The 20,926-nt window shown below is 60.8% G+C and carries 21 protein-coding genes and 1 pseudogene; 10 read left to right on the top strand and 12 right to left on the bottom strand.

Annotation, left to right across the window (positions count from 1 at the left end; translation table 11 throughout):
• Positions 1 to 197: 197 nt before the first annotated feature.
• Entirely contained in the window at positions 198 to 1,724 is a 1,527-nt protein-coding gene (gene mocR / locus QQL24_RS26905) for a rhizopine catabolism transcriptional regulator MocR (RefSeq protein WP_284315377.1), read from the bottom strand.
• Between the two features lie 73 nt (positions 1,725 to 1,797).
• Between mocR and QQL24_RS26900 the strand changes: the two genes are divergently transcribed.
• The 9 genes and pseudogenes from QQL24_RS26900 to QQL24_RS26860 all read left to right on the top strand — a co-directional run.
• Positions 1,798 to 2,952, top strand: coding sequence for a Gfo/Idh/MocA family protein (locus QQL24_RS26900; RefSeq protein ID WP_284315376.1), 1,155 nt, complete (start codon positions 1,798 to 1,800; stop codon positions 2,950 to 2,952).
• Positions 2,949 to 3,860, top strand: coding sequence for a myo-inosose-2 dehydratase (gene iolE, locus QQL24_RS26895; RefSeq protein ID WP_284315375.1), 912 nt, complete (start codon positions 2,949 to 2,951; stop codon positions 3,858 to 3,860). The genes QQL24_RS26900 and iolE overlap by 4 nt, the downstream gene beginning before the upstream one ends.
• A gap of 202 nt (positions 3,861 to 4,062) precedes the next feature.
• A complete protein-coding gene (locus tag QQL24_RS26890; RefSeq protein ID WP_284315374.1) occupies positions 4,063 to 5,148 on the top strand; it encodes an ABC transporter ATP-binding protein in 1,086 nt (361 codons plus the stop codon).
• A 2-nt stretch (positions 5,149 to 5,150) separates the two neighbouring features.
• On the top strand, positions 5,151 to 6,470 hold the full coding sequence (locus QQL24_RS26885) for an extracellular solute-binding protein (RefSeq protein WP_284315373.1): 1,320 nt from the start codon (positions 5,151 to 5,153) through the stop codon (positions 6,468 to 6,470).
• A complete protein-coding gene (locus tag QQL24_RS26880) occupies positions 6,470 to 7,378 on the top strand; it encodes a carbohydrate ABC transporter permease (RefSeq protein ID WP_284315372.1) in 909 nt (302 codons plus the stop codon). The genes QQL24_RS26885 and QQL24_RS26880 overlap by 1 nt, the downstream gene beginning before the upstream one ends.
• Positions 7,375 to 8,199, top strand: a complete 825-nt coding sequence (locus tag QQL24_RS26875; protein ID WP_284315371.1) for a carbohydrate ABC transporter permease — start codon at positions 7,375 to 7,377, stop codon at positions 8,197 to 8,199. The genes QQL24_RS26880 and QQL24_RS26875 overlap by 4 nt, the downstream gene beginning before the upstream one ends.
• Positions 8,200 to 8,233: 34 nt before the next feature.
• Positions 8,234 to 9,226, top strand: coding sequence for an inositol 2-dehydrogenase (iolG, locus tag QQL24_RS26870; protein WP_284315370.1), 993 nt, complete (start codon positions 8,234 to 8,236; stop codon positions 9,224 to 9,226).
• Positions 9,227 to 9,254: 28 nt separating this feature from the next.
• Positions 9,255 to 10,193: a sugar phosphate isomerase/epimerase family protein gene (locus tag QQL24_RS26865; protein WP_284315369.1), complete on the top strand. Its 939-nt coding sequence runs from the start codon at positions 9,255 to 9,257 to the stop codon at positions 10,191 to 10,193.
• Between the two features lie 97 nt (positions 10,194 to 10,290).
• A pseudogene (locus QQL24_RS26860) lies at positions 10,291 to 10,407 on the top strand (taurine transporter subunit); the annotation flags it as partial.
• A gap of 318 nt (positions 10,408 to 10,725) precedes the next feature.
• Here the strand turns inward: QQL24_RS26860 and QQL24_RS26850 are convergent.
• The 5 genes from QQL24_RS26850 to QQL24_RS26830 all read right to left on the bottom strand — a co-directional run bounded on the left by QQL24_RS26850 (position 10,726) and on the right by QQL24_RS26830 (position 15,226).
• On the bottom strand, positions 10,726 to 11,487 hold the full coding sequence (locus QQL24_RS26850; protein ID WP_284315546.1) for an SDR family NAD(P)-dependent oxidoreductase: 762 nt from the start codon (positions 11,485 to 11,487) through the stop codon (positions 10,726 to 10,728).
• Between the two features lie 35 nt (positions 11,488 to 11,522).
• Positions 11,523 to 12,284, bottom strand: coding sequence for a carbohydrate ABC transporter permease (locus QQL24_RS26845; protein ID WP_284315368.1), 762 nt, complete (start codon positions 12,282 to 12,284; stop codon positions 11,523 to 11,525).
• Positions 12,285 to 12,304: 20 nt separating this feature from the next.
• Positions 12,305 to 13,195, bottom strand: a complete 891-nt coding sequence (locus QQL24_RS26840) for a carbohydrate ABC transporter permease (protein ID WP_284315367.1) — start codon at positions 13,193 to 13,195, stop codon at positions 12,305 to 12,307.
• Positions 13,195 to 14,490 carry an extracellular solute-binding protein gene (locus tag QQL24_RS26835; protein WP_284315366.1) on the bottom strand — a complete coding sequence of 432 codons (1,296 nt, stop codon included), beginning with the start codon at positions 14,488 to 14,490 and terminating at the stop codon, positions 13,195 to 13,197. Before QQL24_RS26835 ends, QQL24_RS26840 begins: the two co-directional genes overlap by 1 nt.
• 88 nt (positions 14,491 to 14,578) lie before the next feature.
• Positions 14,579 to 15,226, bottom strand: coding sequence for an HD domain-containing protein (locus QQL24_RS26830; protein ID WP_284315365.1), 648 nt, complete (start codon positions 15,224 to 15,226; stop codon positions 14,579 to 14,581).
• A 131-nt stretch (positions 15,227 to 15,357) separates the two neighbouring features.
• Here QQL24_RS26830 and QQL24_RS26825 point away from each other — a divergent pair, with 131 nt between their 5' ends.
• A complete protein-coding gene (locus QQL24_RS26825; protein ID WP_284315364.1) occupies positions 15,358 to 16,266 on the top strand; it encodes a LysR family transcriptional regulator in 909 nt (302 codons plus the stop codon).
• A gap of 61 nt (positions 16,267 to 16,327) precedes the next feature.
• Here QQL24_RS26825 and QQL24_RS26820 read toward each other — a convergent pair whose 3' ends face one another.
• The 6 genes from QQL24_RS26820 to QQL24_RS26795 form a co-directional block, all read right to left on the bottom strand.
• Complete coding sequence (locus QQL24_RS26820; protein ID WP_284315363.1) at positions 16,328 to 17,050, bottom strand: GntR family transcriptional regulator; 723 nt, start codon at positions 17,048 to 17,050, stop codon at positions 16,328 to 16,330.
• Between the two features lie 200 nt (positions 17,051 to 17,250).
• On the bottom strand, positions 17,251 to 18,012 hold the full coding sequence (locus tag QQL24_RS26815) for an SDR family NAD(P)-dependent oxidoreductase (RefSeq protein WP_284315362.1): 762 nt from the start codon (positions 18,010 to 18,012) through the stop codon (positions 17,251 to 17,253).
• 37 nt (positions 18,013 to 18,049) lie between these two features.
• On the bottom strand, positions 18,050 to 18,808 hold the full coding sequence (locus tag QQL24_RS26810; protein ID WP_284315361.1) for an amino acid ABC transporter ATP-binding protein: 759 nt from the start codon (positions 18,806 to 18,808) through the stop codon (positions 18,050 to 18,052).
• On the bottom strand, positions 18,805 to 19,461 hold the full coding sequence (locus QQL24_RS26805) for an amino acid ABC transporter permease (RefSeq protein WP_284315360.1): 657 nt from the start codon (positions 19,459 to 19,461) through the stop codon (positions 18,805 to 18,807). The genes QQL24_RS26810 and QQL24_RS26805 overlap by 4 nt, the downstream gene beginning before the upstream one ends.
• A gap of 2 nt (positions 19,462 to 19,463) precedes the next feature.
• Positions 19,464 to 20,126, bottom strand: a complete 663-nt coding sequence (locus QQL24_RS26800; protein ID WP_284315359.1) for an amino acid ABC transporter permease — start codon at positions 20,124 to 20,126, stop codon at positions 19,464 to 19,466.
• A 54-nt stretch (positions 20,127 to 20,180) separates the two neighbouring features.
• Positions 20,181 to 20,912 (bottom strand): ABC transporter substrate-binding protein, encoded by a 732-nt coding sequence (locus QQL24_RS26795; RefSeq protein ID WP_284315358.1) that lies wholly within the window; start codon positions 20,910 to 20,912, stop codon positions 20,181 to 20,183.
• Between the last annotated feature and the right edge of the window lie 14 nt (positions 20,913 to 20,926).

The following is a 20,926-nucleotide window of genomic DNA, read 5'->3' as shown; positions in this document are numbered from 1 at the left end:
CCGTGCCGAGCCGGAATGGGCGAGTACGGGCCGGCCATAACTGTCTTATGCGAATCCAGTCAGTGGAATCGATGCTCGCACGACAGACCCGTGCCGTTTCCTGTCATCGGTCTACCGCGTAAGACAGAGACTGGCGGTGCCTCACTGTCAGGAGGAACACCTGCCATTTGATCGTCTCCGACCATTGGCGCGGACCATCAGGCGGGATCGTGCCGTTCATTCTTTCGGAGCCTAAGCGAAATGTCGAGAGCCCGGCTAAGGTGCTCGATGCCTAGTTGCGTCTCTGGCTTGTCGCAGGCCGCATAGCCCAGGACCAGGCCATGGCGGGGCGAGCCATGGCGGTAATGCTTCGACAGCGGTAGCAGGTTAAGCCCCAAATCCTGTGCGGCCTGGGTGACGAGCCGATCATCGAAGCCGTCCTGCAACAGCCCGACAATCTGGATGCCGGCGTCGCCATTCAGGAGCGTAAGACGGTTTGATAGTTGCGACGCACACAGTTCGTGGAAGCCTTGCAGCCGCGCTGCATAGATGCGGCGCATGCGCTTGAGGTGGCGAGACATCAGGCCTTCGGTAATGAAGTCGGCCAAGGCAGCTTGCAGCAGGAGCGGCGCGAATTGCCCGGTAATGCTGAGGGCATGCGGGATACGTCGATAAAGGGCGGAAGGCAGCACCATGAAGCCGAGACGCAGAGCCGGAAACAGGATCTTGGCAAACGTGCCGACATAGATCACACGGCCCGAGTGGTCCGTACCCTGCATGGCCGGAATCGGGCGGCCCTGGAAGCGGTATTCGCCATCGAAATCGTCCTCGATCACCCAGGCCTTGCTCTGTTCGGCGATTTCGAGCAGGCGCAGGCGCTGCTCCATGCGCATGGTCACACCGAGCGGATACTGGCAGGCTGGCGTAACATAGATCAACCGGGCAGAAGTCGGAGGACGTTCCAACTGCCAGCCGTCAAGCCCTACCGGCAGAGATACTAGCTTTGCGCCGGCGGCAACGAGAGCCGACTGTGCGCCCAGATAACCCGGCTCCTCCATCCAAACCTCATCCCCTGGATCGATCAGCAAGCGGGCCAGAAGATCGAATGCGGCTTGCGCGCCGGTGGTGATGACGATCTGGTCGGCATCGCAGCGCACGCCCCGCGCGGTACGCAGATAGGCGGCGAGAGCCTCGCGCAGGGCGGGATGGCCGGTGACATTGTACGTGCCGAACAAGCTGGCGCCAGCAAAGTTGGTACGCCGCGCCAGCAGTCGGCTCCAGGCACCGAAGGGAAAGCTGCGTGCATCGGGCATGCCCGGATGAAAGGCAATCTGGCCCGGCAAGCCGTGATGGAAGGGCTGAGACATCATCGCCTCGCCGCGCCGCGACAAGCCGCACCCCCGAACGTACAGCTGTCGCTGCTGGGGAGGGGCAGGTCTGAGCGGTAAGTCCACGACCACCGGTCGTGCTCCCGGCCTATTCTGAAGATAGCCCTCTGTAACGAGCTGGTCATAGACGGCAATGACCATGTTGCGCGCCACGGCGAGATCGGCGGCCAGGGATCTGGTTGAGGGAAGCTTGGCCCCTGCGGGGAGGCTACCGCCCTGAATCAGGCCTCGCAAGGCTTGATAAAGCTGGCGATGCAACGGCTCCTGCTTCGACCGATCCAAGTCAAGTGCGTCCAGCGGAAAGGTCTGTTGCATCGCGAGTGCTCCGGAACAGAACCAAGAAACTGGTTCCTTCATTTTCTCAGAAACTGGCTCTAGCGGAGGATACAACAAGGGATAGAATTTTCCTAAATAACAGGCGGATGATCCCATGAAGGGTCGAGTGCGCATTGGTTTGATTGGTGCCGGATTCATAGGCCGCTCACACGGTCTCGCGGTTCGGGCCGTCAACGCTGTATTCAAGGATTGTCCGCTCGCCGCTAAAGCCCACATCCTCGCCGACGCCGATCCAGAGCGGCTGAAAAGCACCGCTGAGTCGCTGGCGTTTGCCCAGGCGACAACCGATTGGCGGGAAGCGGTCGACAAAGCCGACGCCATCATCATCGCGGTGCCGAGCAATGGCCATGCACAGATCGCGCGGCGTGCCATTGCGCAGGGCAAGCCCTTCCTGTGCGAGAAACCGGTGGGCTTGTCGAGCGCGGAGGCGCAGGCCCTCGCCGATGAGGCTGCAGCGAAGGGGATTGTCAACGCGGTCGGCTTCACCTATTTGCGCTCGCCGCTCGTGCGCCATGCCCGCAACCTCGTCGAGCAGGGGGTGATCGGGCGGCCGCTCCATTTCTACGGCCGGCATTTCGAGGATTATCTCGCTTCTGCGGAAGCCTCCTTCAGCTGGCGCCTCTCGGCTGCGACGGCCGGGCGCTGCGGCGCGCTCGGGGATCTGGGCTGCCATATCATTTCGGTGGCGCGTTTCCTGCTTGGGCCGGTGGAGGCGCTCGTGGGCACCAGCGCGATCATGCATCCGCAGCGGCCGACGCAGGATCCCGCCACGCCGATGCGGGCGGTGGAGAACGAGGACTTCGCTGCCGCCTTGCTGCGTTTTGCGGGTGGCACGCCGGGCGTGATCGAGACCAGCCGCGTGGCGCTCGGCCGCAAGATGGATCTCACCTTCGAGCTGATCGGCGAACGCGGTGCCTTGCGCTTCGAGGCCGAGCGCATGAACGAGATCGGCCTCTATCTCGACGACAAGAGCGGTTCGGGGTTCCGGCGCCTGCTCATCGACCCCAGCCATCCCGATTATGGCGCCTTCCTGCCGGCGCCGGGACACGGGCTCGGCTTCAACGACCTCAAGACGATCGAGCTCAAATTGTTCATCGAGGCCATCGCCGTCGGCCGGAACGCCTATCCGGATCTCGCCGAGGCCGCCCGCATCAGCCGGATCTGCGAGGCGATCCTCGATTCCGGCGCGAGTGGCCAGTGGATCCATGAGCCCGAGACGCTGCCTGTCCCGCAAAGGATGAACGCATGACCGTCAAGATCGGCATCAACCCCATCACCTGGACCAATGACGATGACCCGGCGCTGGGTGGCGACACCCCGCTGGAGACCTGCCTGCGCGAGACCCAGCAGGCCGGTTATCAGGGCACCGAGCTCGGCGGCAAATTCCCGCGCCAGAGCGAGGTGCTCGGACCCATCCTCGCCGGCTATGGGCTCGACCTGGTCTCGGGCTGGTATGACGGCCGCATCCTCGAAAAGGAGATCGAGGAGGAGTTCGACGCCATCCTGCCGCACCTCACATTGCTACGCGATCTCGGGGCCAAGCATGTCGTCTATGCCGATACCTCGCGCGGACGGCATGGCGCCATCTTCGACCCGATCTCGCAAAGGCCGGCCCTAGCGCCTGAGGAGTGGCCGGATTACGGGCGCAAGATCAGCAGGCTGGCCGAGCGCATGGCGGATTTCGGTGTCCGCCTCGCCTTCCATCACCATATGGGCACGATCGTTGAGACCGATGGCGAGATCGACGAGTTGATGGCCCGCACCGGCGAAGCCGTCGGCCTGCTCTACGATACCGGCCATTGCGCCTTTTCCGGCGGCGATCCCAAGGCCCTGCTCGAAAGGCATATCGGCCGAGTGGTGCATGTGCATTGCAAGGATGTGCGGCCGGATATCCTTGCCAGGGCACGCGCCAGCGACATGAGTTTCATGGGTGCCGTGATGGAGGGCATCTTCACCGTGCCCGGCGACGGGGCGATCGACTACGCGAGCCTGCTCGGCATCCTGGCCAGGCACGGCTACAGGGGCTGGCTGGTGGTGGAGGCGGAACAAGATCCCGCCAAGGCCCATCCACTCACCTATGCCACCATGGGCTACCGCAATCTCTACACGCTGGCACATCAGGCCGGTTTCGTCGTGGACGGCAAACCGCCGACCTGACGCTATGAGCAATCATGGTTCCCGCTGAGCAGATCTTCCCGGCAGGGCTTGCTTCGGCGGCATAGTGAATTGAGCGCAAAGCCAAGAGCATACGTCCAGAAGCAGTGGTGAGTATCAAGGAGGGGTTTGTGACTTCAAGGCCGAGTCATAGGGCCGTTTGGTGCTGCGTCTTGCCTCATCCTGAAGCGAGCGAGGTTCAGGTTTGAGCGCCATAAGCTACCAGAAAGTCGTCAAGAATTTCGGAGCGTTCCAGGCCCTGCGCTCCCTCGATCTTGCGTTGCCCGACAGAACCTTCCTGGCGCTGCTTGGCCCGTCGGGCTGCGGGAAGACCACGGCGTTGCGCATTCTCGCCGGCCTGGAAATGCCGAGTGCCGGCAAGGTGCTGATCGGCGAGCGAGACGTCACCCGGCTGCAGCCGCGCGATCGCGATATCGCCATGGTGTTCCAGAGCTACGCGCTTTACCCGCATATGACGATTGCCGACAATATCGGCTACCCGCTGTGGATCCGCAATCTGGACAGCGTGAAGCGCGGCGCCAAGGTCGCAGAGGTGGCGAAGGCTCTGGAGATCGACCATCTGCTCGACCGCCATCCCCGCCAGCTTTCCGGCGGCCAGCGCCAGCGCGTCGCTCTGGCGCGCGCCATCGTCCGCGATCCCGCCGCCTTCCTGATGGATGAGCCGCTGTCCAATCTCGATGCACGCTTGCGGCTGAGCATGCGCGGCGAGATCAAGCGCCTGTGCCAGCGACTCGGCGCCACGACGCTCTATGTCACCCATGACCAGGCCGAAGCCCTGACCATGGCGGACCTCATCGCGGTGATGAACGCGGGCCAATTGCAGCAGCTCGCAACCCCGCACGAGATCTATGAGCGGCCGGCCACCCGCTTCGTCGCCACCTTCGTCGGCAATCCGCCCATGAATATCCTGAGCGCCGCCGTGGATGAGTCCGGCCTGCATGTTGGAGGCAGCACGGTGCGGCTCGATCCGGAGCAGCATGCCCGATGCCTGGGGGCCGGCATCACCGAAATGGGCATCAGGCCCGAAGATCTCCGCTTTGCCGAGGCGGGTTCGGTCCTGACCGGGGAGATCTACGTCATCGAACCCATGGGGAATGAAACGCTCGTCGATGTGAGGCTCGGCGGCGAACGGCTGTCAGTGCGTGCCCAGCGCGGCTTCACCGCCGCGGTCGGATCGAGGATCGGCGTCACCTTCGATTCCACGGATGTCTGTTTCTTCGACGCCACAGGTTCAACGGTGGTGCATCGCGTAGAAAACAAGAGGGGATAGCTATGACTGGTCTTGACCATCTCAGATCTTCGATAAGCCGGCGCGCACTCCTGCAGGGAAGCGCCGGGTTGGCACTCGGCGCCGTGATGGCGGCGGGCTTCGGCCTGCCCGCCCGGGCCGACAGCAAGAAGGTGATCATCGGCGCCTTCGCCGATGGCGGCCTGACGCCGTTCAAGGAAAAGATCCTGCCGCTCGCCAAGAGCGAAGGTTTCGATATCCAGTTCCTCGAAGACGAATATGGCGTGACGCTGGAAAAATGGTTCGCCGACGCCCATAACGGCGCCGGTCAATATGACCTCTATCTGCTCGACGATCCCTGGGTGCCCCAGTTCGGCGCGGCCAATGTGCTGGAAGACCTCGCTGCAGGCGGCATCGACGGCACCGACAAGGACTGGATCGGCTCGATGATCGACATGGGCTACTGGCCGCCGCGCCAGGGGCCCCGTGTCAAGGGCTTCGAGAGCGCGACGCCGACGCTGATCTGCGTGCCTTTCGTTGGGGATCTGCAGACACTGACCTATCGCAACGATGTCTTCACCTACGGCGCACCGGCGACCTGGGACGATGTCCTGGCCAAGGGCAAGGCGGGCGTTGCGGCCGGCAAGATCAAATATCCGGTGGTGTTCCGCGGCGTCTCCGGCAATCCGATCGTCACCTCCTGGTACCCGATCTTCCTGTCCTTCGGCGGTCAGTTCTTTGACGATAAGTGGAACGTCACTTTCAATTCCGATGCCGGCAAGGCCTCGGCCGATTTCTTCGTCGGCACGCTCAAGCAGAACGCACCTCCCGGCGTGGTGGAATTCGATTCCGACCAGGAGGGGGCGGCCATCCTTGGCGGCGATGCCGGCGCCATCATCCAATATTCCGGCAATGCCGTGAAATCGGATGATCCCAAGCAGTCCAAAGTCGTCGGCAAGCTCGATTTCGGCGTGGTGCCGAAACAGGTCTCGGCTATCGCCCAGATGGGCATCTTTATTGCCGGCGTGCCGAAATCGGCGCCGAACAAGGCCAATGCCATTGCTTTCCTGAAATGGTATTGCAGCCCGCAGATCCAGGCCAAGCTGGCGGAGGCGGGTTCCATCCCGGTCAAGCGCACCGCCTTCGGCGTTTCCGATCCCGGCAACCGCCTGATCCCCGTGGCGCTGAAGCAGCTCGACGCCGGTGCGCTGCCGCGGCCGCGCACCCCGGACTGGGCCAAGGTCGAGGAACTTCTCGGCATCCAGCTCAACAAGGCGCTGCAAGCCGGTTCCGGCGGCGGGGCGGCTCTCGATACGGCAGCGGCGCAGGTGAAGGACTATCTCACCCAGGCCGGCTATTACTGATGAAGACGATCGCGGTGCGCCAGGAAAGAGGCAGGCTGCAGGGGACAGGGCTCGACCTCGCCTTGCCCTATCTCCTGCTGGCGCCCGCGGTATTGACGGTGCTCGGCGTGCTGGTCTACCCGCTGTGGGACGGCCTGCGTGCCAGCACGAAACTCTATCGTTTCGGCTCCGTCGTCGCCGATGTCGGCTTCGACAACTATCGTCGGCTATGGTCGGACGACCAGTTTCTCAACGCCCTGTGGGTGACGATCCGCTTCGTCACGTTCTCGGTGGCGATCGAGACAGTGCTGGGGTTCGCGCTGGCGCTGTTCTGCCTGCGGGAGTTCGCCGGCATCCGCCTGCTGCGCACCGTGCTCATCATTCCCATGGTGATCACACCCGTGGTGGTGGCCATCGTTTTTCGCCTGATCTATGCCAGCGACGCCGGCATGCTGACCAGCTTTTCCGAGGCGATGGGCTATGGACAGGTGCAGATCCTGGGCGATCCCCTCAAGGCCTTCATCGGGCTTGTCGCGCTCGATGTCTGGGAGTGGACTCCACTGATGTTCCTGATCCTGCTGGCAGGCCTGCAGTCCCTGCCGCAGGAGCCTTTCGAGGCGGCGCGGGTGGACGGCGCCGGCGCCTGGCGGGTCTTCGCCGATCTCACTTTGCCGATGATGCGCCCCATCCTCGCTATCGCCATCGTACTGCGGACCATCGACGCCTTCGGCACCTTCGACCAGGTCTTCGTTCTGACGCGCGGCGGGCCCGGGGAGGCGACCAGGCTGGTCTCAATCTTCGGCTACGACACATTGTTCAAGTTCGGGCAGGTCGGCTATGCCGCAGCCCTGTTCGTCACGATTGGGCTGATCGTCCTGGCCTTCGCACTGGCGGCCGTGCGCCTCCTGAGGAGGCTCGAACCGCTATGAAACCCGGTGAACGTCTCCTGCGTGTCCTGGTCCTCACAGCGATCCTGCTGATCGTGCTGCTGCCAATCTACTGGATGGTGTCGACCTCCCTGAAGTCCAACAAGGAGATCACCCAGGATCTCACGCTCTATCCGCATGCGCCGTCCTTCGACAATTACGTGCATCTGTTCTCCGAAAAGCAGTTCGGTGCCTATCTCACCAACTCGCTGGCAGTCACCGGGGTCTCCGTGCTGGTCTCGCTGGTCTTCGGCTCGCTCGGTGCCTACGCGATCGCGCGGTTCCATCTCCGCTTCGGGCTCGAGCGCAAGGTCGGCCTGGCACTGCTGACGCTTCGGATCGTGCCGCCGGTGGTGATCCTGATTCCGATTTATCTCCTGATGCTGCAGCTCAAGCTGCTCGACACCTGGCTCGGCCTGATCCTCACCTATACCGCCTTCAACATCACCTTCTGCGTATGGATGATGGAGAGCTTCTTCCGCGAAATCCCAGTGGATCTGGAGGAGGCGGCGATGGTCGACGGCGATTCGCGCTTCACCGCCTTCTACCGCATTGCGCTGCCGCTTGCGGCGCCGGGCCTTGCCGCCACGGCGATCTTCGCGGTGATCGTGACCTTCAACGAATTCCTGTTCGCGCTGGCCCTTACGGCAACGCCAAAGGCGATGACGATGCCGAGGGGAACCGCGACGCTGATCGGGCGCATCGACACCGACTGGGCCTCGATGTCGGCCGCCGGCGTGATCGGCGCGCTGCCGATCGTAATCTTTGCCTTGATGGTGCAGCGCCATCTGGTGCGCGGGTTGACCATGGGGGCGGTGAAATAGGTCGCCGATCGACATGGATATCAGGGGGACTGGTATGATCGATTTTTGCTTGTTCGGCGCGGGATTGATCGGCTCGGTGCATGCCGCCAATCTGGGGCGGCATCCCATGGTGCGCTTTCGCTATATCGTCGATCCGCGTCCCGAGGCCGCGCAGCGCATCGCTGCCTTGACCGGCGCCGAGATCGTCGATGCACAGACCGCTCTCGACGATCCCGAGCTCCAGGCCGTGATGATCGCCTCGGCCACCAAGACTCATGCCGATATCGCCACGGCGGCGGCGCAGAAAGGCAAGGCGATCTTTTGCGAGAAGCCGATCGATCTCGACATCGGCCGCACCGATGCCTGCCTGGCCGCGGTGGCGAAGGCCGGCGTGATCTTCCAGATCGGCTTCAACCGCCGCTTCGACCCGAGCTTCCGGAGCCTGAAACGCCGGCTCGCCGACAAGGAAATCGGCGCGGTGGAACAGGTGATCATCACCAGCCGCGATCCAGAACCCGAAAGCGAGGAAGCTCTCGCAGGCGGCGGTGGGGTGTTCCGGGAGATGACGATTCACGACTTCGATATGGCGCGCAATCTCCTGGGCGAGGAGCCCGTCGAGCTCTTCGCCACCGGCTCCTCCTTGGTCTCGCCGGCCTATGCCAGGCTCGGCGATTACGACACGGCGATGTTCGTGATGCGCACGGCCTCCGGCCGGCAATGCCATATCAACAACTCCGTGCGGGCGAGCTACGGCTATGACCAGCGCATCGAGGTGCATGGCTCGGAGGGCATGCTGCGGGCCGGAAATCGCGTGCCGACATCGGTCGAGATATCCAACGGCTCTGCCATCTCGACCGACAAGCCGCTCTACTTCTTCGTCGAGCGCTACGCCGAATCCTATGCAGCCGAGCTCGATCATTTCATCGGCTGCATCCAGACCGGCCAGCAGCCCGATGTCGGCGCCGAGGACGGACGCAAGGCCATGATCCTGTGCGAGGCCGCCCTGGCCTCGGCCAAATCCGGCCGCTTCGAGCCGATCCGATATTGACCAAGACTCCGGGCGGGATGAGACGACCATGAAAATCGGCATGATCACTGACAGCCTCGGCGGCTTGTCCTTTGACGAAATGCTTGCGGTTTCGGCTGAGCTCGGCCTGCAGACTCTGGAATTTGCCTGCGGCAACTGGTCCTCGGCCCCGCATATCGATCTCGATGCCATGCTGGAAAGCGAGAGCGTTCGCCGCGAATTCGTCGCCAAGGTCCATGGCCATGGCCTGACCATCGCGGCACTCAACTGCTCCGGCAATCCGCTGCATCCCGGGCCGCAAGGCGCCGAGCATCATCGCGTGACAGAGAAGACGATCAGGCTCGCAGGCATCATGGGGATCGAGCGCGTGGTGATGATGTCGGGCCTGCCAGGCGGGCCGGGAGACGCCAATCCCAACTGGATGATCACCGACTGGCCGCCAGAATGCCTCGCCATCCAGGCCTATCAATGGGACCGGAAGATCATTCCCTATTGGCGCGATCTCGTCGCCTTCGCCAACAATGCCGGCATCCACAAGCTTTGCCTGGAGCTGCACGGCCACCAGGCCGTCTACAATGTCCATACCCTAATGCGCCTGCGCGAGGCTGTCGGCGAGACCGTGGGTGCCAATTACGACCCCAGCCATCCGATGTGGATGAACGCCGATCCGCTCGCAGCGGTGCGCGCGCTCGGGTCGGCCATCTATTACGTCCATGCCAAGGATACGCGCGTCGAACCCGTCCCTGCCGGCATCGACGGCACGCTGGAAGCTCGCGCCCCCGAGCGCTTCGCCGAACGCAGCTGGAACTACATCACGCTTGGCTACGGCCATGGCGAAACCTGGTGGCGCCGGTTCTGCACGGCCCTGAAGCTCGCCGGCTACGACGACGTCCTCTCCATCGAGCATGAGGACATGATGATGTCGCCGCTCGAGGGTATGCGGAAATCCGTCGATCTCCTGCGCAGGGTCGCCATCAATCTGGCGTAGGAAATTTACGGAAGGCGAGAGCGGGCAACCGGGCGGGACGATGTCGGGAAGTTTTACTTCTGCGCGGCGTCGTCACGTTGGCCATTCGTGTCGGCAAACGCGCGGCCTTGGCTACATGATCATCTCCGCCTCGAACTTTCTTGCGACGGACATCGTCTTTGTCGGCCTGGTCGTTATCGCTGTCTTTGCCATCGCTCTTTCGGGCGCCATGCGCGCCACGGATCTCGACCTCACCATGACGGTCGTGGATCGAGCTGAAACCGTCCAGCACTCTGCCGAGCGGCATGAGGTCTTCTCGTCCGTTACGGGTTTCATCCGGCTCGGACATGTACATCCACTTCGATTCAGGATTGTTGGTGCGATCCCTGAAAGCGATACGAGCTTGTATCGAAACTTGTTGTCCTCGCCGCCAGCCTCAAGCAGAAGCACCTTATTTTTAGGGTTGGCGCTGAGCCTGTTGGCGAGAACACAGTCGGCGGAACCTGCTCCCACAATAACGTGGTCCCTGGAGAATGTGCCTACTCCCGTGGAGTCAACTTCCCAGGCCGCCGTCGACGACATGAACGTGACCTGTGACGAAGCTGCTCATCGGTGACGCCAAAAACAGGGCCATGTCCGCCACTTCCTCCGGACGCGCGTGCCGTCCGAAAGGGATCGCCTGATCTATCGCCGCCGTTAGGTCATGGCCCTGGATGACGCTGAGACGCGCTTCGATATCGGCCTGAAATGCGTTGTCGATTGGCCCCGGGTTGAGCGAGTTGGCTCGGATCCGGCGCGGCGCCAATGCCCTCGCAAGGGAGCGGATAAGCCCTGTCTGGGCGTGCTTGAAAGTCGTGTAGGCAATGTTCTTGTCCGAACCGTCCCCACCATGAAGGCCTGCGAGGCTCGACGTGACGATAAAGCTGCCGCCGTCTCGCATGCGCGGCGCACCGTATTTGGCAGCGAGGAATGCACCCTTGACGTGAATGCGGTAGGTTCGGTCGAAGGCCTCTTCGTCATAGGTCTGGAGCGAACCTATATAACCGTGATTGCCGGCATTGCTGAAAAGCACATCGATCGGGCCCCATTTCTCAAAAGTCGCCTCGACATATCCTTTCGCTACAACCGGGTCGGACACATCTCCGGCAAACGTGGCGGCACGATCTTCGCCAAGCTCCGCTTGGGCAGAAGCGAGACGCTCTGCGTCGAGATCGACAAGCATGACGCGTGCCCCCTCTTCGACAAACCGGTGTGCCGTGGCGAGGCCGACGCTGCCACAGCCCCCCGTGATGATGCAGACCCTCTCTTTAAGCATGGGCATCGACGTTGTCCTCGTCGGTAAGCTATGGGCTATTTTATACCTCCCGCCGTGAAGCTGCCTTCCAGGTGACGGCGGATCAGGGCGAGCGCGACGATGGGTACGGTGAAGTAGATGGCGGAGCCCGCAAAGATTTGGCCGTATAAGGGCCCCTGCGGTGGAACGAAACGCGTGAGAAAAGGAAGGAATGTAATCGCCTTGCTGTCGGTCAGTACAAGCGCGAACAAGAACTCGTTCCAGCAGAAGCAAAAGATCAACACCGCCGTCGTGACAATCGGGGCAAAGGCGACGGGAAGAATGACCTTCCACAGTATCGTCCAAGCATCCGCACCGTCGAGCTTCGCAGCCTCGTCGAGCTCAAATGGGATCGCTGCGAAGAAGCCACGGATCATCCAGATCGCGAAAGGAAGTGAAAAGGTAAGATAGGTGACCGACAGGCTGATCACATTGTCGAGCAAGCCTGTCTTTCGGTACAGAATATAGAACGGGATGATCAGTACGATTCCGGGCACCATGCGCATAGCCAGCACGAAAAGAGCCAGCCGCTCATAATTCACTTTGAAGCGCGTCATGCCGTAGGCGGCCATCGAACCCAGCGTGATTGAGATCACGGTGGCGAGTCCTGCAGCCGCGAAAGAGTGCCAAATCGAGAGCCAGAACTGGGCGTCCGTGGCGACCTCGACAAAGTGGTCGAGGCCAAGTCGCCAGACGCCGTCGACCGTGATCGACAGGGAGACGTAAAGGGCCCAGACCGGGGGGAACAAGGTCAGTGAACAGGAAACGAGCGCCACCATGTATAGGAGTATCTGGTTCCTCATCCCTGTACCTCCTTGTCAGGGCTGCGCAATGCGGTCAGGAGGAGCAAGACCAGCGCCATGATCACCGCGAAGACGATCAGTGAGAGCGCCGCTCCTCGACCAACCTGGAAATCCAGGAAGCTCGTGCGGTAAGCATAATAGTTCAGGATTTCCGTGCTCGTACCTGGCCCGCCCTGGGTGATGACGATGATCAAATCGATGTTCTTGAGTGCGTCGATCATCCGCAGGAGCAATGCGATGAGAAGTATTGGCTTCAGGATTGGAAGCTCGACGAGATAGAGGATCTGGAAGGTGCTTGCGCCATCCACGCGCGCCGCCTCAAGCACCTCCTCCGGCACCGTCTGCATTCCGGCCAGGATGATGGCGAACATGAACGGCGTCCACTGCCAGGCGTCAGCCACGACGAGGCTGTAGATCGCGAGGTTGGGATCGTTGACCCAAGGAACCCCAGGCAATCCAAACCAGGCGAGCAGCTCATTGAATGCGCCAAAGTTCGGTCCATAGATGCTGCGGAAATAAAAAGCCCAAATGAGTGGTGCGATGAAGAGCGGCACGCACAGGATGACGCGAAACATCGGAAAGCCACGCAGCCTGCGAGACATTCCGGCGCGAATTACGAGTGCAAGTGCGTAGCCCGCCACAAATTCGATCGCTACTGCGAGGCCCGTGTAAATTGACGTCGTGACGGCGACCTGGACAGTATCCGGGTTCTGCAGGATATCGATGAAGTTATTGATGCCTGCCCACCGCTGGTTGCCCGAGATGAGGTTCCAGCGGTAGAGGCTTGTCGCGATTGCCTGCACGAGTGGATAGCCGATCACGCATGCGAGACAAATGATGCTGGGCGCCACGAAGGCGAACGCAACGCTTCGGGGCCCCAGGCGCATCAGTAGTAACCAGCGTCGCGCATGATCCCGTCGACAGCCTTAACTGAGGCATCAAGCGCGTCCTTGGGCCCAGCCTCGCCCGAGAAAGCCCGGCTCAGCTGCGCACCGACCGCGTTGTCGACCTGACCCCATTCGGGGATCTGCGGGCGCACCATGGCGACTTTCAGACTGGCCGCCACGGCCGGGAACCACGGCTTCGCTGAGGCGTTCGCCTCCCATGCCGAGTTCCGGCACGGTTGGCCACCATGCGGCACGATGGACTTGGCTTGAACGTCGCGACTGTTGAACCAGGCACAGTATTTGGCGGCAGCGGATGCATCTTTCGCATATTTGGAAACAGTGAGACCAAGGCCACCCATCACGGGCGCCTGGCGCGCCTTGCCCTTCGGCGATACAGCGCTTTTGAGCTGAGACTGCACCGTTGCGTCGGCGGTCGTGATGGCGTCGGGAATCCAGGCAACGGGATCGAGCGTACCGAGGCCGGCAGCCATAGCTTTGGTCTCATCGGCCTCGGTGTATGCGGCCCCGCCCGTCGGCATCGTCTTCACGAGTTCCAGAAGCATGTTGAGGGCATCCAGACCCGTCTGGTCACCAAAGACCGGCTTCATCTGGTCGTCGAATATCTTGCCGCCGTTCGCCCAGAAGATCGGCAACCAAACAGAGAAGGCCTTTACCAGCCGCTCGGTGCCGGCGACGAACCCGTACCGGTTCTTGGACGGGCTGACGACCTTTTGCGCGGCGGACAGGAGATCGTCCCAGGTCTCGGGCGCCGACTTGCCGGCGTCTTTCAGATATGCCTCATTGTAGATGAAGCGCTGGCAGTTGCCGATCGTCGCGAGGCCAAAAGTCTTGCCGCCGTCGGAATACATGTCTTTGAATGTCGCCGGAATATCTCCGAAATAGTCCGCCAACTCGGCTGCGGGAATCAAGTCGTCGAGCGGTTGAATGTGACCCGCCTTCGCGAACCCTTTGATGAAGACAGAATCCACTTGCACGACGTCGTAGGCATCGCTTTGTGCGGCGAAGGCGGCTGCCTGCTTTTGAATGGCTTCCGAGTATCCCATCGTGATCATATTAACGGCGATGCCGGTTTGCTTGGTGAATTCCGAAGCGAGGTCGACGAACGGTTGCCCGAAGATGCCCTGGCTGAGTGTCATGACGTTGATCGGGTTGCTCTGTGCCAGAGCTGGCATCGGGAAAGTACCGCCGATGGCCGACAGCCCCGAGATGGCCGCGGCGCCCTTTAGAACATTACGGCGCGAGATCCCGAGCTTTGCGATTGTCTTGTTCTGCATGGTGCATTCCTCCAATGCGTATGGCGTTTGTCAGGTTGTTGCCGCGTTATTCGCCTGTGCGCAGGATCAGCCGATGATCCCGCGGACCTCAGTTATTGACCCGCTGGGCGTACATCCGATTGAACTCTGCGGGGATGCTATCCGGCCGGACGAGCCCAGCTCCCGTGGCAACCCGCCACCAGGCTGCGTCGGCTTCGCGCACGATCGTGCATTCAAGACTGCGCTGGACATTGTCGCCTTCCGCCGAGTGACAGGCGGCAATGTGCGCGACCGACTCCGGCAGGCCGGCCATCAGACAGATATGGGCTCCGAAAATCGGATGACGCAGGGACGGACGCCCATTGCGGCTCGCATCGGCGGCCCAACGCTTCTGATTTTCGGGGTCGCACTCGAAGGTTTTGCCGATGTCATGGCATAACCCCCCCGCAATCAGAACGTCGCGGTCGATGCTCGCCTGCGGAAAGGCCTTGATAAAGTATTCGGCCATGCTGAGGGCGACGAGCGTGACGCCGCGGAGATGCAGGTCCTGGCCGCCTTCCTTGAGGATCAATGACCCGGGTACGGCTTCCCCTGGCATATCGCGGATGCGTCGGAAGCTTGACTGGCCGAGCGCCAGCATCCACGCCTTAATTGCCTTCTCTTGTAATTCCGGGCCTGCAATCAGTCCGAGTTCTGGAAGATCTTCCAGCACCCCGGGACGCAGATCGGCGGAATTGTTCTGATCGTCAGTCAGCATGGCGACGGCATCCCTCTCCATCGATGGCAGCGGCGTCAAAGATCGCCCGCGCAATGCGAGCCACAAAAGCAGTGTCCCCCGAACAAAACAATTTGGAAGTTTTTGCATTGTTGATTTAAGTTTCTTAAACTATGCGCCCCACCTTCGTTCAGCTCGAAGCATTGTTTTGGACAGCGCGGCTTGGCTCGCTGAAGGAGGCGGCACGGCATCTGCGTGTATCCCCACCCACGCTCTCGCTTCGTATCGACCAGTTGGAGGGAGATGTCGGCAGCAAACTTTTTGAACGGTCGGGGCGTGGACTTGTGTTGACCCGCAAAGGCGAGGCGCTGCTGCCGAGCGTCGCTGTTGTCGTAGAAGAATACGGGCGGGTGCAGCAGGTGATGCGAGGACAGAGGCCCGACTTCGGAATCCTGCGTGTCGGAACGACGGAGACTTTCGCGCAAGCCTGTCTCTCAAATTTCATGCATGAGATCGAGCGGCGCTATCTTGGCCTTGAACTCGAATTCGTCGTGCGGACGAGCAGCGATCTTGAGATTGGCGTCCTCGATCGCCGCCTGGATATCGCCTTCGCGATCAATCCTTCAGGCGACCCAAAGCTCACATTGGTGCCGCTCGGGATTCAGCCGGCGATCTGGGTTGCGACACCGAACTTCCAGTTGCCTTCCCCGCTCCATCCCACACACCTCAGCGGAATCACGATTATTACCAATCCTCATCCGGCACCGATGTGGCGGCAGATTACGGATTGGTTTCGCCAGGCTGGGCTCGAACCATCGAGAATATGCAAATGCAGCAGCCCCACAATCGCCGCGCAGCTGGTCAAAGCTGGCCTTGGCGTTAGCTTGTTGCCGAGGCTGTTGGTGCAGAACGCGGTCGACGATGGGCAGATCACCGCATTGGAAACGAAGCTGCCAGTCCAGCCGTCTCGTATGTTCGCCGCCTATCGCGTTGCCGAGGGCAGCGGCTTTATTCAGGAAATTGTCAGCCTCGGGCACGACATAATGCTTCAAGCGCAGCTGATAGAGCCAAGCGCGTACTAAGGCACCAGTATGCCTTATGGCGAAAGAAGCGGGCGACGGCTTGAGCGGGCTACCAACATGCCTATCGAGGACGTCGAGCACCATCGGGCTCGATATCCTTGATCAGCGCCAAATATCGGTGAACGGCTTTGTGGAATTTGGCCTGCCAGATTCTTTGCGCTTCTTCGCGATCGCCGTCGCGGATCGCTTCAAAAAGCTTGACGACATACTTCTCCGCATCGCCCTTGCGATCCGTGTAGACAACGGAGAGCAAGTTATTGAAACGCCTGACATCACCTGTGAGCTCGGAGAAGTATCGCATCGTCCGCTGGAGTCCGGTGGCATCGATGATCGCCTGCTGGAACTCGAAGTCATTCAGCAAAGTGTGGGACTGATCCTCCAGCGCCGCGAACTTTAACGAGTTCAGTGAAAGCTTCTCGAGCCGCTTCAATACGTCGGGCGAAATCCTCCCGGGCACTGACAACAGGTGATCAAGCGCGATCCTGCCGAGAGCCATCCGGATGTTATAGACGTCGACGACGCTGTCCGCGTCCACGGCACTGACCGACGCACCCTTGTTGCGCTGAATCTCGACGAATCCTTCACGTGCCAGGAGACGCAACGCCTCGCGAACTGGATGACGCGAGACGTTCAGCATGTCGGTCAGTTGCTGTTCTACCAGCCGGTCGCCCGGCTTGAAATGCCCCGCTATGATCGCGTTCCGGATCTGCTCGGCAGCGAATTGCGTGGTCTCCACCTGTGTCATGGGAGCCAGAATGGCGCCGGTTTCAGTTGCTTGTCGCATCGAGAACCTCATTGGCGACCGCACGAGATCGGCTGTACGGGCATCGCAAATGTAGACTGTATATGAATCTCATCGCTTAATGAGAAGTCTGTCGCTCCGCCGTCCTTAAGGAACGAGTGGAAAAGCAAGCTATTCCACTCGGCTTGGCGACATTAAGCTCTCACTGCGTCTTGCACGTAGCTATGTTTCAAGGAGCCGGCTTAGATGTAAACGCCGCCGTCGATCGAGACGGTCTGGCCCGTGATCATGCTTCCGGCGAAACCCAAGAAGATCATGAGTTCGGCTACGTCCGTTGTGCTGCAGACGCGCTTCAAGGGCGTGTTTGCAAGCACGGCGTTGTGGCGTTCTTCGGACCATTCCATGGCCCATGAGCTGTCTACGACGCCGGGCGCAACCGCGTTGACGCGCACATCGGGCGCCAGAGCGTGGGCCAAGTTCTTGGTGAGGTTGATGACGCCGGCTTTCGAGGCGCTGTAGGCAGGGGTGCTAGCGATGGCGCCGAAGCCTGCAATGGACGCCGTGTTTACGATCGCGCCCTTCGAAGCCTTCAGAGCCGGCGCAGCTGCTTTGGCGCACCTGAAAACGCCCATAAGGTTCACATTCAAAAGGTTCGCCCAGAGTTCCTCCGTGATCTGGTCGAGATCGGAAATCGGGACCGGCGTGTTACGGCCTGGAGTGCCTGCATTGTTGATCAAGAGATCCAGATGGCCGAGGTCCTCGATTGCTTTCAGAACCATGCGCGAGGCGTCGTCGGCATTGCCGACGTCCCCCGGTGCACCGATCACGTCCAGCCCCGACTTTTTGAATTCCGCCAGCGCAGCATCGCCGCGAGTGTCCGACGGAAGATAGTTTATGGCGACCTTAGCCCCGCCCTGCGCCATGATGCGTGCAGCTTCGAGCCCAATACCAGAGCCGCCTCCGGTGACAAGCGCGGTCTTTCCCGCGAGATTATACGAGATCATTTTGAACCTTCGATGTGCGGTTGCTGATGGGTCGGGGTCAGGCGACCGAACTTCGGACGACTTCCAATGGTCTGCGCTTTTCACGACGCAGGAACTTCTGGGTCTGTTCCTTCTGCGGATTGTCGATGACTTCTGCTGCTGTGCCGATCTCGCAGACCTCACCTTGACTTAGAAAGGCGACGCGGTCGGCTGACTCATAGGCGAAGTTGATATCGTGTGTGACAACCACCATCGTCATGCCTTCGCTCTTGAGCAAGCGCATCGTCTCAAGAACCTCGCCAACGAGCTCGGGATCAAGCGCGGAAGTGACTTCGTCGAACAGCATGTAGGTTGGCTCCATGGCGAGGGCGCGCGCGATCGCAAGGCGCTGTTGCTGGCCACCTGACATTTGCGAGGGCAGGCTGTCCGCCTTATCGCCAAGACCGATGTGATCGAGGTGCTTCTGCGCCAGCGCCCGTGCCTCTTTGCGGCCTCGCTTCGCCACCACGCGAGGGCAAAGCGCCACGTTCTCCAAAGCCGTCAAATGCGGGAACGCGTTGTACTGCTGGAAAACGATGCCAAGCCTGCGGCGAAGCATGTTGATGTTCGTCTTGGGAGCATGGACGCTCACGCCGTCGACGATGATCTCTCCGCCCTGAATGGGTTCCAATCCATTGATACACTGAAGGAGTGTAGATTTTCCGGAACCGCTGGCGCCGATCAAGCACAGCAGCTCGCCTTTATTCACGTCAAGGTTGATGCCCTTAAGCACCTCCAGCTGAGCAAAGGTCTTTCGCACGTTCCTGATTTCAATCATACGAGGACCTTTCTCTCGAGGAGGCGGCTATACCGCGATACGGGATAGCAGATGATGAAATAGAGAAGGCCTGCCCCTAACAGCAGCAGCCAAGTCTCGTGCGTTCTCGTTATGAGCACCTGAGTGGAACGCATGTATTCGATGTAGCCGACCACACCCGCCAGAGCGCTGTCCTTGATGAGGCTAAGGACGAGCCCGATCCACGGCGTCAGTCCCGTTCTGAATGCCAGGGGCATGGAGATGTACACAAGCTCCTGGAAGCGGTTCATGCCGAGAGAGCGAGCGCTCTTGCGATATTGGACTGGCACCGAGAGAAGCGCTGCGCGGACCACTTCGGCAGTTACCGCCGACATCCAGGCGCCAAGCGCGACGGTGCCAAACCAGAAGGGTGAAGTGCCGAAGCCTAGGATCGATAGAAAGCTGTTGGCGAGTATCAACTGTATAAGCATCGGCACACTGCGCAGAATGTCGACAAACGGCGCCGTGGCGATCCTCGCGGTCACGGACACGGTGCGAATCCAGCCAAGCGCGATTCCAGCAAGGGTACCGACAAGGGTCGCCGCGGCGGCGAGCCTGACGGTGTTGAGCAGCCCTTGAGCCAGGAAGTAAGCGTCCGACCAGGTGAGGCCTTGGTTTGCGAACTGGAACTGCATGCTTAGCTCCTGTAGATGAGCCGAAATGCTAGATGGGACGAGAGTTGTAACCCTTTAGCAATGAGGTAATAAATCAACGCGGTTACTATAAAGAACTCGAATGTCCTGAAGGATGCTGACTGTGCGTACTGCGCGGCTCCCGAAAGCTCCTGCAATCCGACCAGCATGCCAAGCGAGGTATTCAGCATTCCCCAAATGCCTTGCGTCACATAGGCAAGGAAGATCACCTTGAACATCTGAGGGAAAATCACATGGATGAAGGCTTGCGGGCTGGTCATGCCAAGTGAGCGTGCAGCAGGAAACTGCTGTCGAGGGATAGCGGCCAGGCCGCCCCTGAAAATTTCCGTCATATATCCGGCATTGTTGAAAGAAACGGAGATGAGAACGGCCGCGTAACTTGGGATGTTGATGTGGAAGGCGCCCAGCCCGAAATAAAACAGATAGAGCTGAAAGACGGCGGGCGTGTTGCGCGCCAGTTCCACCCACCAGGTCGAAAGGCGGTAAGCCCATCCCTCGCCTTGCTGGCGCGCGACGGCCATGGGCATCGCAATCAGCGTGCCGATAATGAAGGCGAGAATGGTGATCTGGACCGTCACCCACGCTCCCGCCAGCAGCAGGGGGAGTGAATCCCAGACGATGGACCAGTAGAACTGATAGCCGTTCATGCAATCACCCCATGCTCATGCCGGAAGGCTCTCCCGCCGGCATGAGCCTTGTGGTTAGAAGTTAACGCCGTTGGCCGTCAGTGGCGGCAACGGGCCATCGCCGTAATACTTCGTGTAGACTTCGGCCCGGCGCCCGCTTACCTCCTGTTGGAAGACGAACAGCCGCGCCCAGTTGAGGAATTGCTGGTCGTCACGGTGAACCGCAATCGCGCCGAAATCGGCCAGGGGCGCGGCTCCCGCCTTGACGAATTCCGGAAACTGACCACTTTGCGAAAGCGCGTGGAAGACGCCTACGTCGATCAGGATAGCATCTATCTTGCCCTGCTGGAGAGCAAGGTAGGATTCCGCATCGCTGGCATAGCCGGTGTAGGTCGCACCGGAACCTTGCCAACCCTTGGCGAGCTCTTCCTTGAAGAGCTGCTCGGGCGTCGTGCCCACGACGCCGCCGAGCTTCTTGGACTTCAAATCGGAATACTGGTTGATCCCGGTGTCCTTGCGCGTCACCACGGTCATGATGTTGTTGGTGTAGGGCTGGGTGAAGGCCACTGTCAGCGCCCGCGCGGGGGTCGGCGTGGTGGATGCGATCAACACGTCGATGCGGTTCGAAACCAAGGCGGGGATGCGATCCGGCGATGGCGTTTCGACGATCACGGGCTCTGCTCCGAGCGCCTTCGCCATGTCCTTGCAGTAGGTTACGTCATAGCCGTCGGGCTCGTTGTTCTGGTCGCGAAAGCCGGCGGGCGGGCTGTCCAGCATGATCCCGCAGCGCAGTTTCTTGGATTGCACGATCGTGTCCAACG

Source organism: Labrys miyagiensis, from assembly GCF_030160835.1.
In the GTDB taxonomy this organism is placed as follows: Bacteria; Pseudomonadota; Alphaproteobacteria; order Rhizobiales; family Labraceae; genus Labrys; species Labrys miyagiensis.
The sequence above is the reverse complement of the archived record's forward strand: the minus strand, read 5'-3'. Positions and strand labels throughout refer to the sequence as shown.

Coding starts and splice junctions, on each gene's coding strand:
- QQL24_RS26830 (WP_284315365.1), bottom strand. CDS start 15,226: ATGCTGACTGACGATCAGAACAATTCCGCCGATCTGCGTCCCGGGGTG.
- QQL24_RS26820 (WP_284315363.1), bottom strand. CDS start 17,050: ATGCGACAAGCAACTGAAACCGGCGCCATTCTGGCTCCCATGACACAG.
- QQL24_RS26835 (WP_284315366.1), bottom strand. CDS start 14,490: ATGCAGAACAAGACAATCGCAAAGCTCGGGATCTCGCGCCGTAATGTT.
- QQL24_RS26880 (WP_284315372.1), top strand. CDS start 6,470: ATGAAGACGATCGCGGTGCGCCAGGAAAGAGGCAGGCTGCAGGGGACA.
- QQL24_RS26875 (WP_284315371.1), top strand. CDS start 7,375: ATGAAACCCGGTGAACGTCTCCTGCGTGTCCTGGTCCTCACAGCGATC.
- QQL24_RS26840 (WP_284315367.1), bottom strand. CDS start 13,195: ATGCGCCTGGGGCCCCGAAGCGTTGCGTTCGCCTTCGTGGCGCCCAGC.
- QQL24_RS26810 (WP_284315361.1), bottom strand. CDS start 18,808: ATGATTGAAATCAGGAACGTGCGAAAGACCTTTGCTCAGCTGGAGGTG.
- QQL24_RS26825 (WP_284315364.1), top strand. CDS start 15,358: ATGCGCCCCACCTTCGTTCAGCTCGAAGCATTGTTTTGGACAGCGCGG.
- QQL24_RS26850 (WP_284315546.1), bottom strand. CDS start 11,487: ATGCTTAAAGAGAGGGTCTGCATCATCACGGGGGGCTGTGGCAGCGTC.
- mocR (WP_284315377.1), bottom strand. CDS start 1,724: ATGAAGGAACCAGTTTCTTGGTTCTGTTCCGGAGCACTCGCGATGCAA.
- QQL24_RS26800 (WP_284315359.1), bottom strand. CDS start 20,126: ATGAACGGCTATCAGTTCTACTGGTCCATCGTCTGGGATTCACTCCCC.
- QQL24_RS26815 (WP_284315362.1), bottom strand. CDS start 18,012: ATGATCTCGTATAATCTCGCGGGAAAGACCGCGCTTGTCACCGGAGGC.
- iolG (WP_284315370.1), top strand. CDS start 8,234: ATGATCGATTTTTGCTTGTTCGGCGCGGGATTGATCGGCTCGGTGCAT.
- QQL24_RS26900 (WP_284315376.1), top strand. CDS start 1,798: ATGAAGGGTCGAGTGCGCATTGGTTTGATTGGTGCCGGATTCATAGGC.
- QQL24_RS26865 (WP_284315369.1), top strand. CDS start 9,255: ATGAAAATCGGCATGATCACTGACAGCCTCGGCGGCTTGTCCTTTGAC.
- iolE (WP_284315375.1), top strand. CDS start 2,949: ATGACCGTCAAGATCGGCATCAACCCCATCACCTGGACCAATGACGAT.
- QQL24_RS26805 (WP_284315360.1), bottom strand. CDS start 19,461: ATGCAGTTCCAGTTCGCAAACCAAGGCCTCACCTGGTCGGACGCTTAC.
- QQL24_RS26845 (WP_284315368.1), bottom strand. CDS start 12,284: ATGGTGGCGCTCGTTTCCTGTTCACTGACCTTGTTCCCCCCGGTCTGG.
- QQL24_RS26885 (WP_284315373.1), top strand. CDS start 5,151: ATGACTGGTCTTGACCATCTCAGATCTTCGATAAGCCGGCGCGCACTC.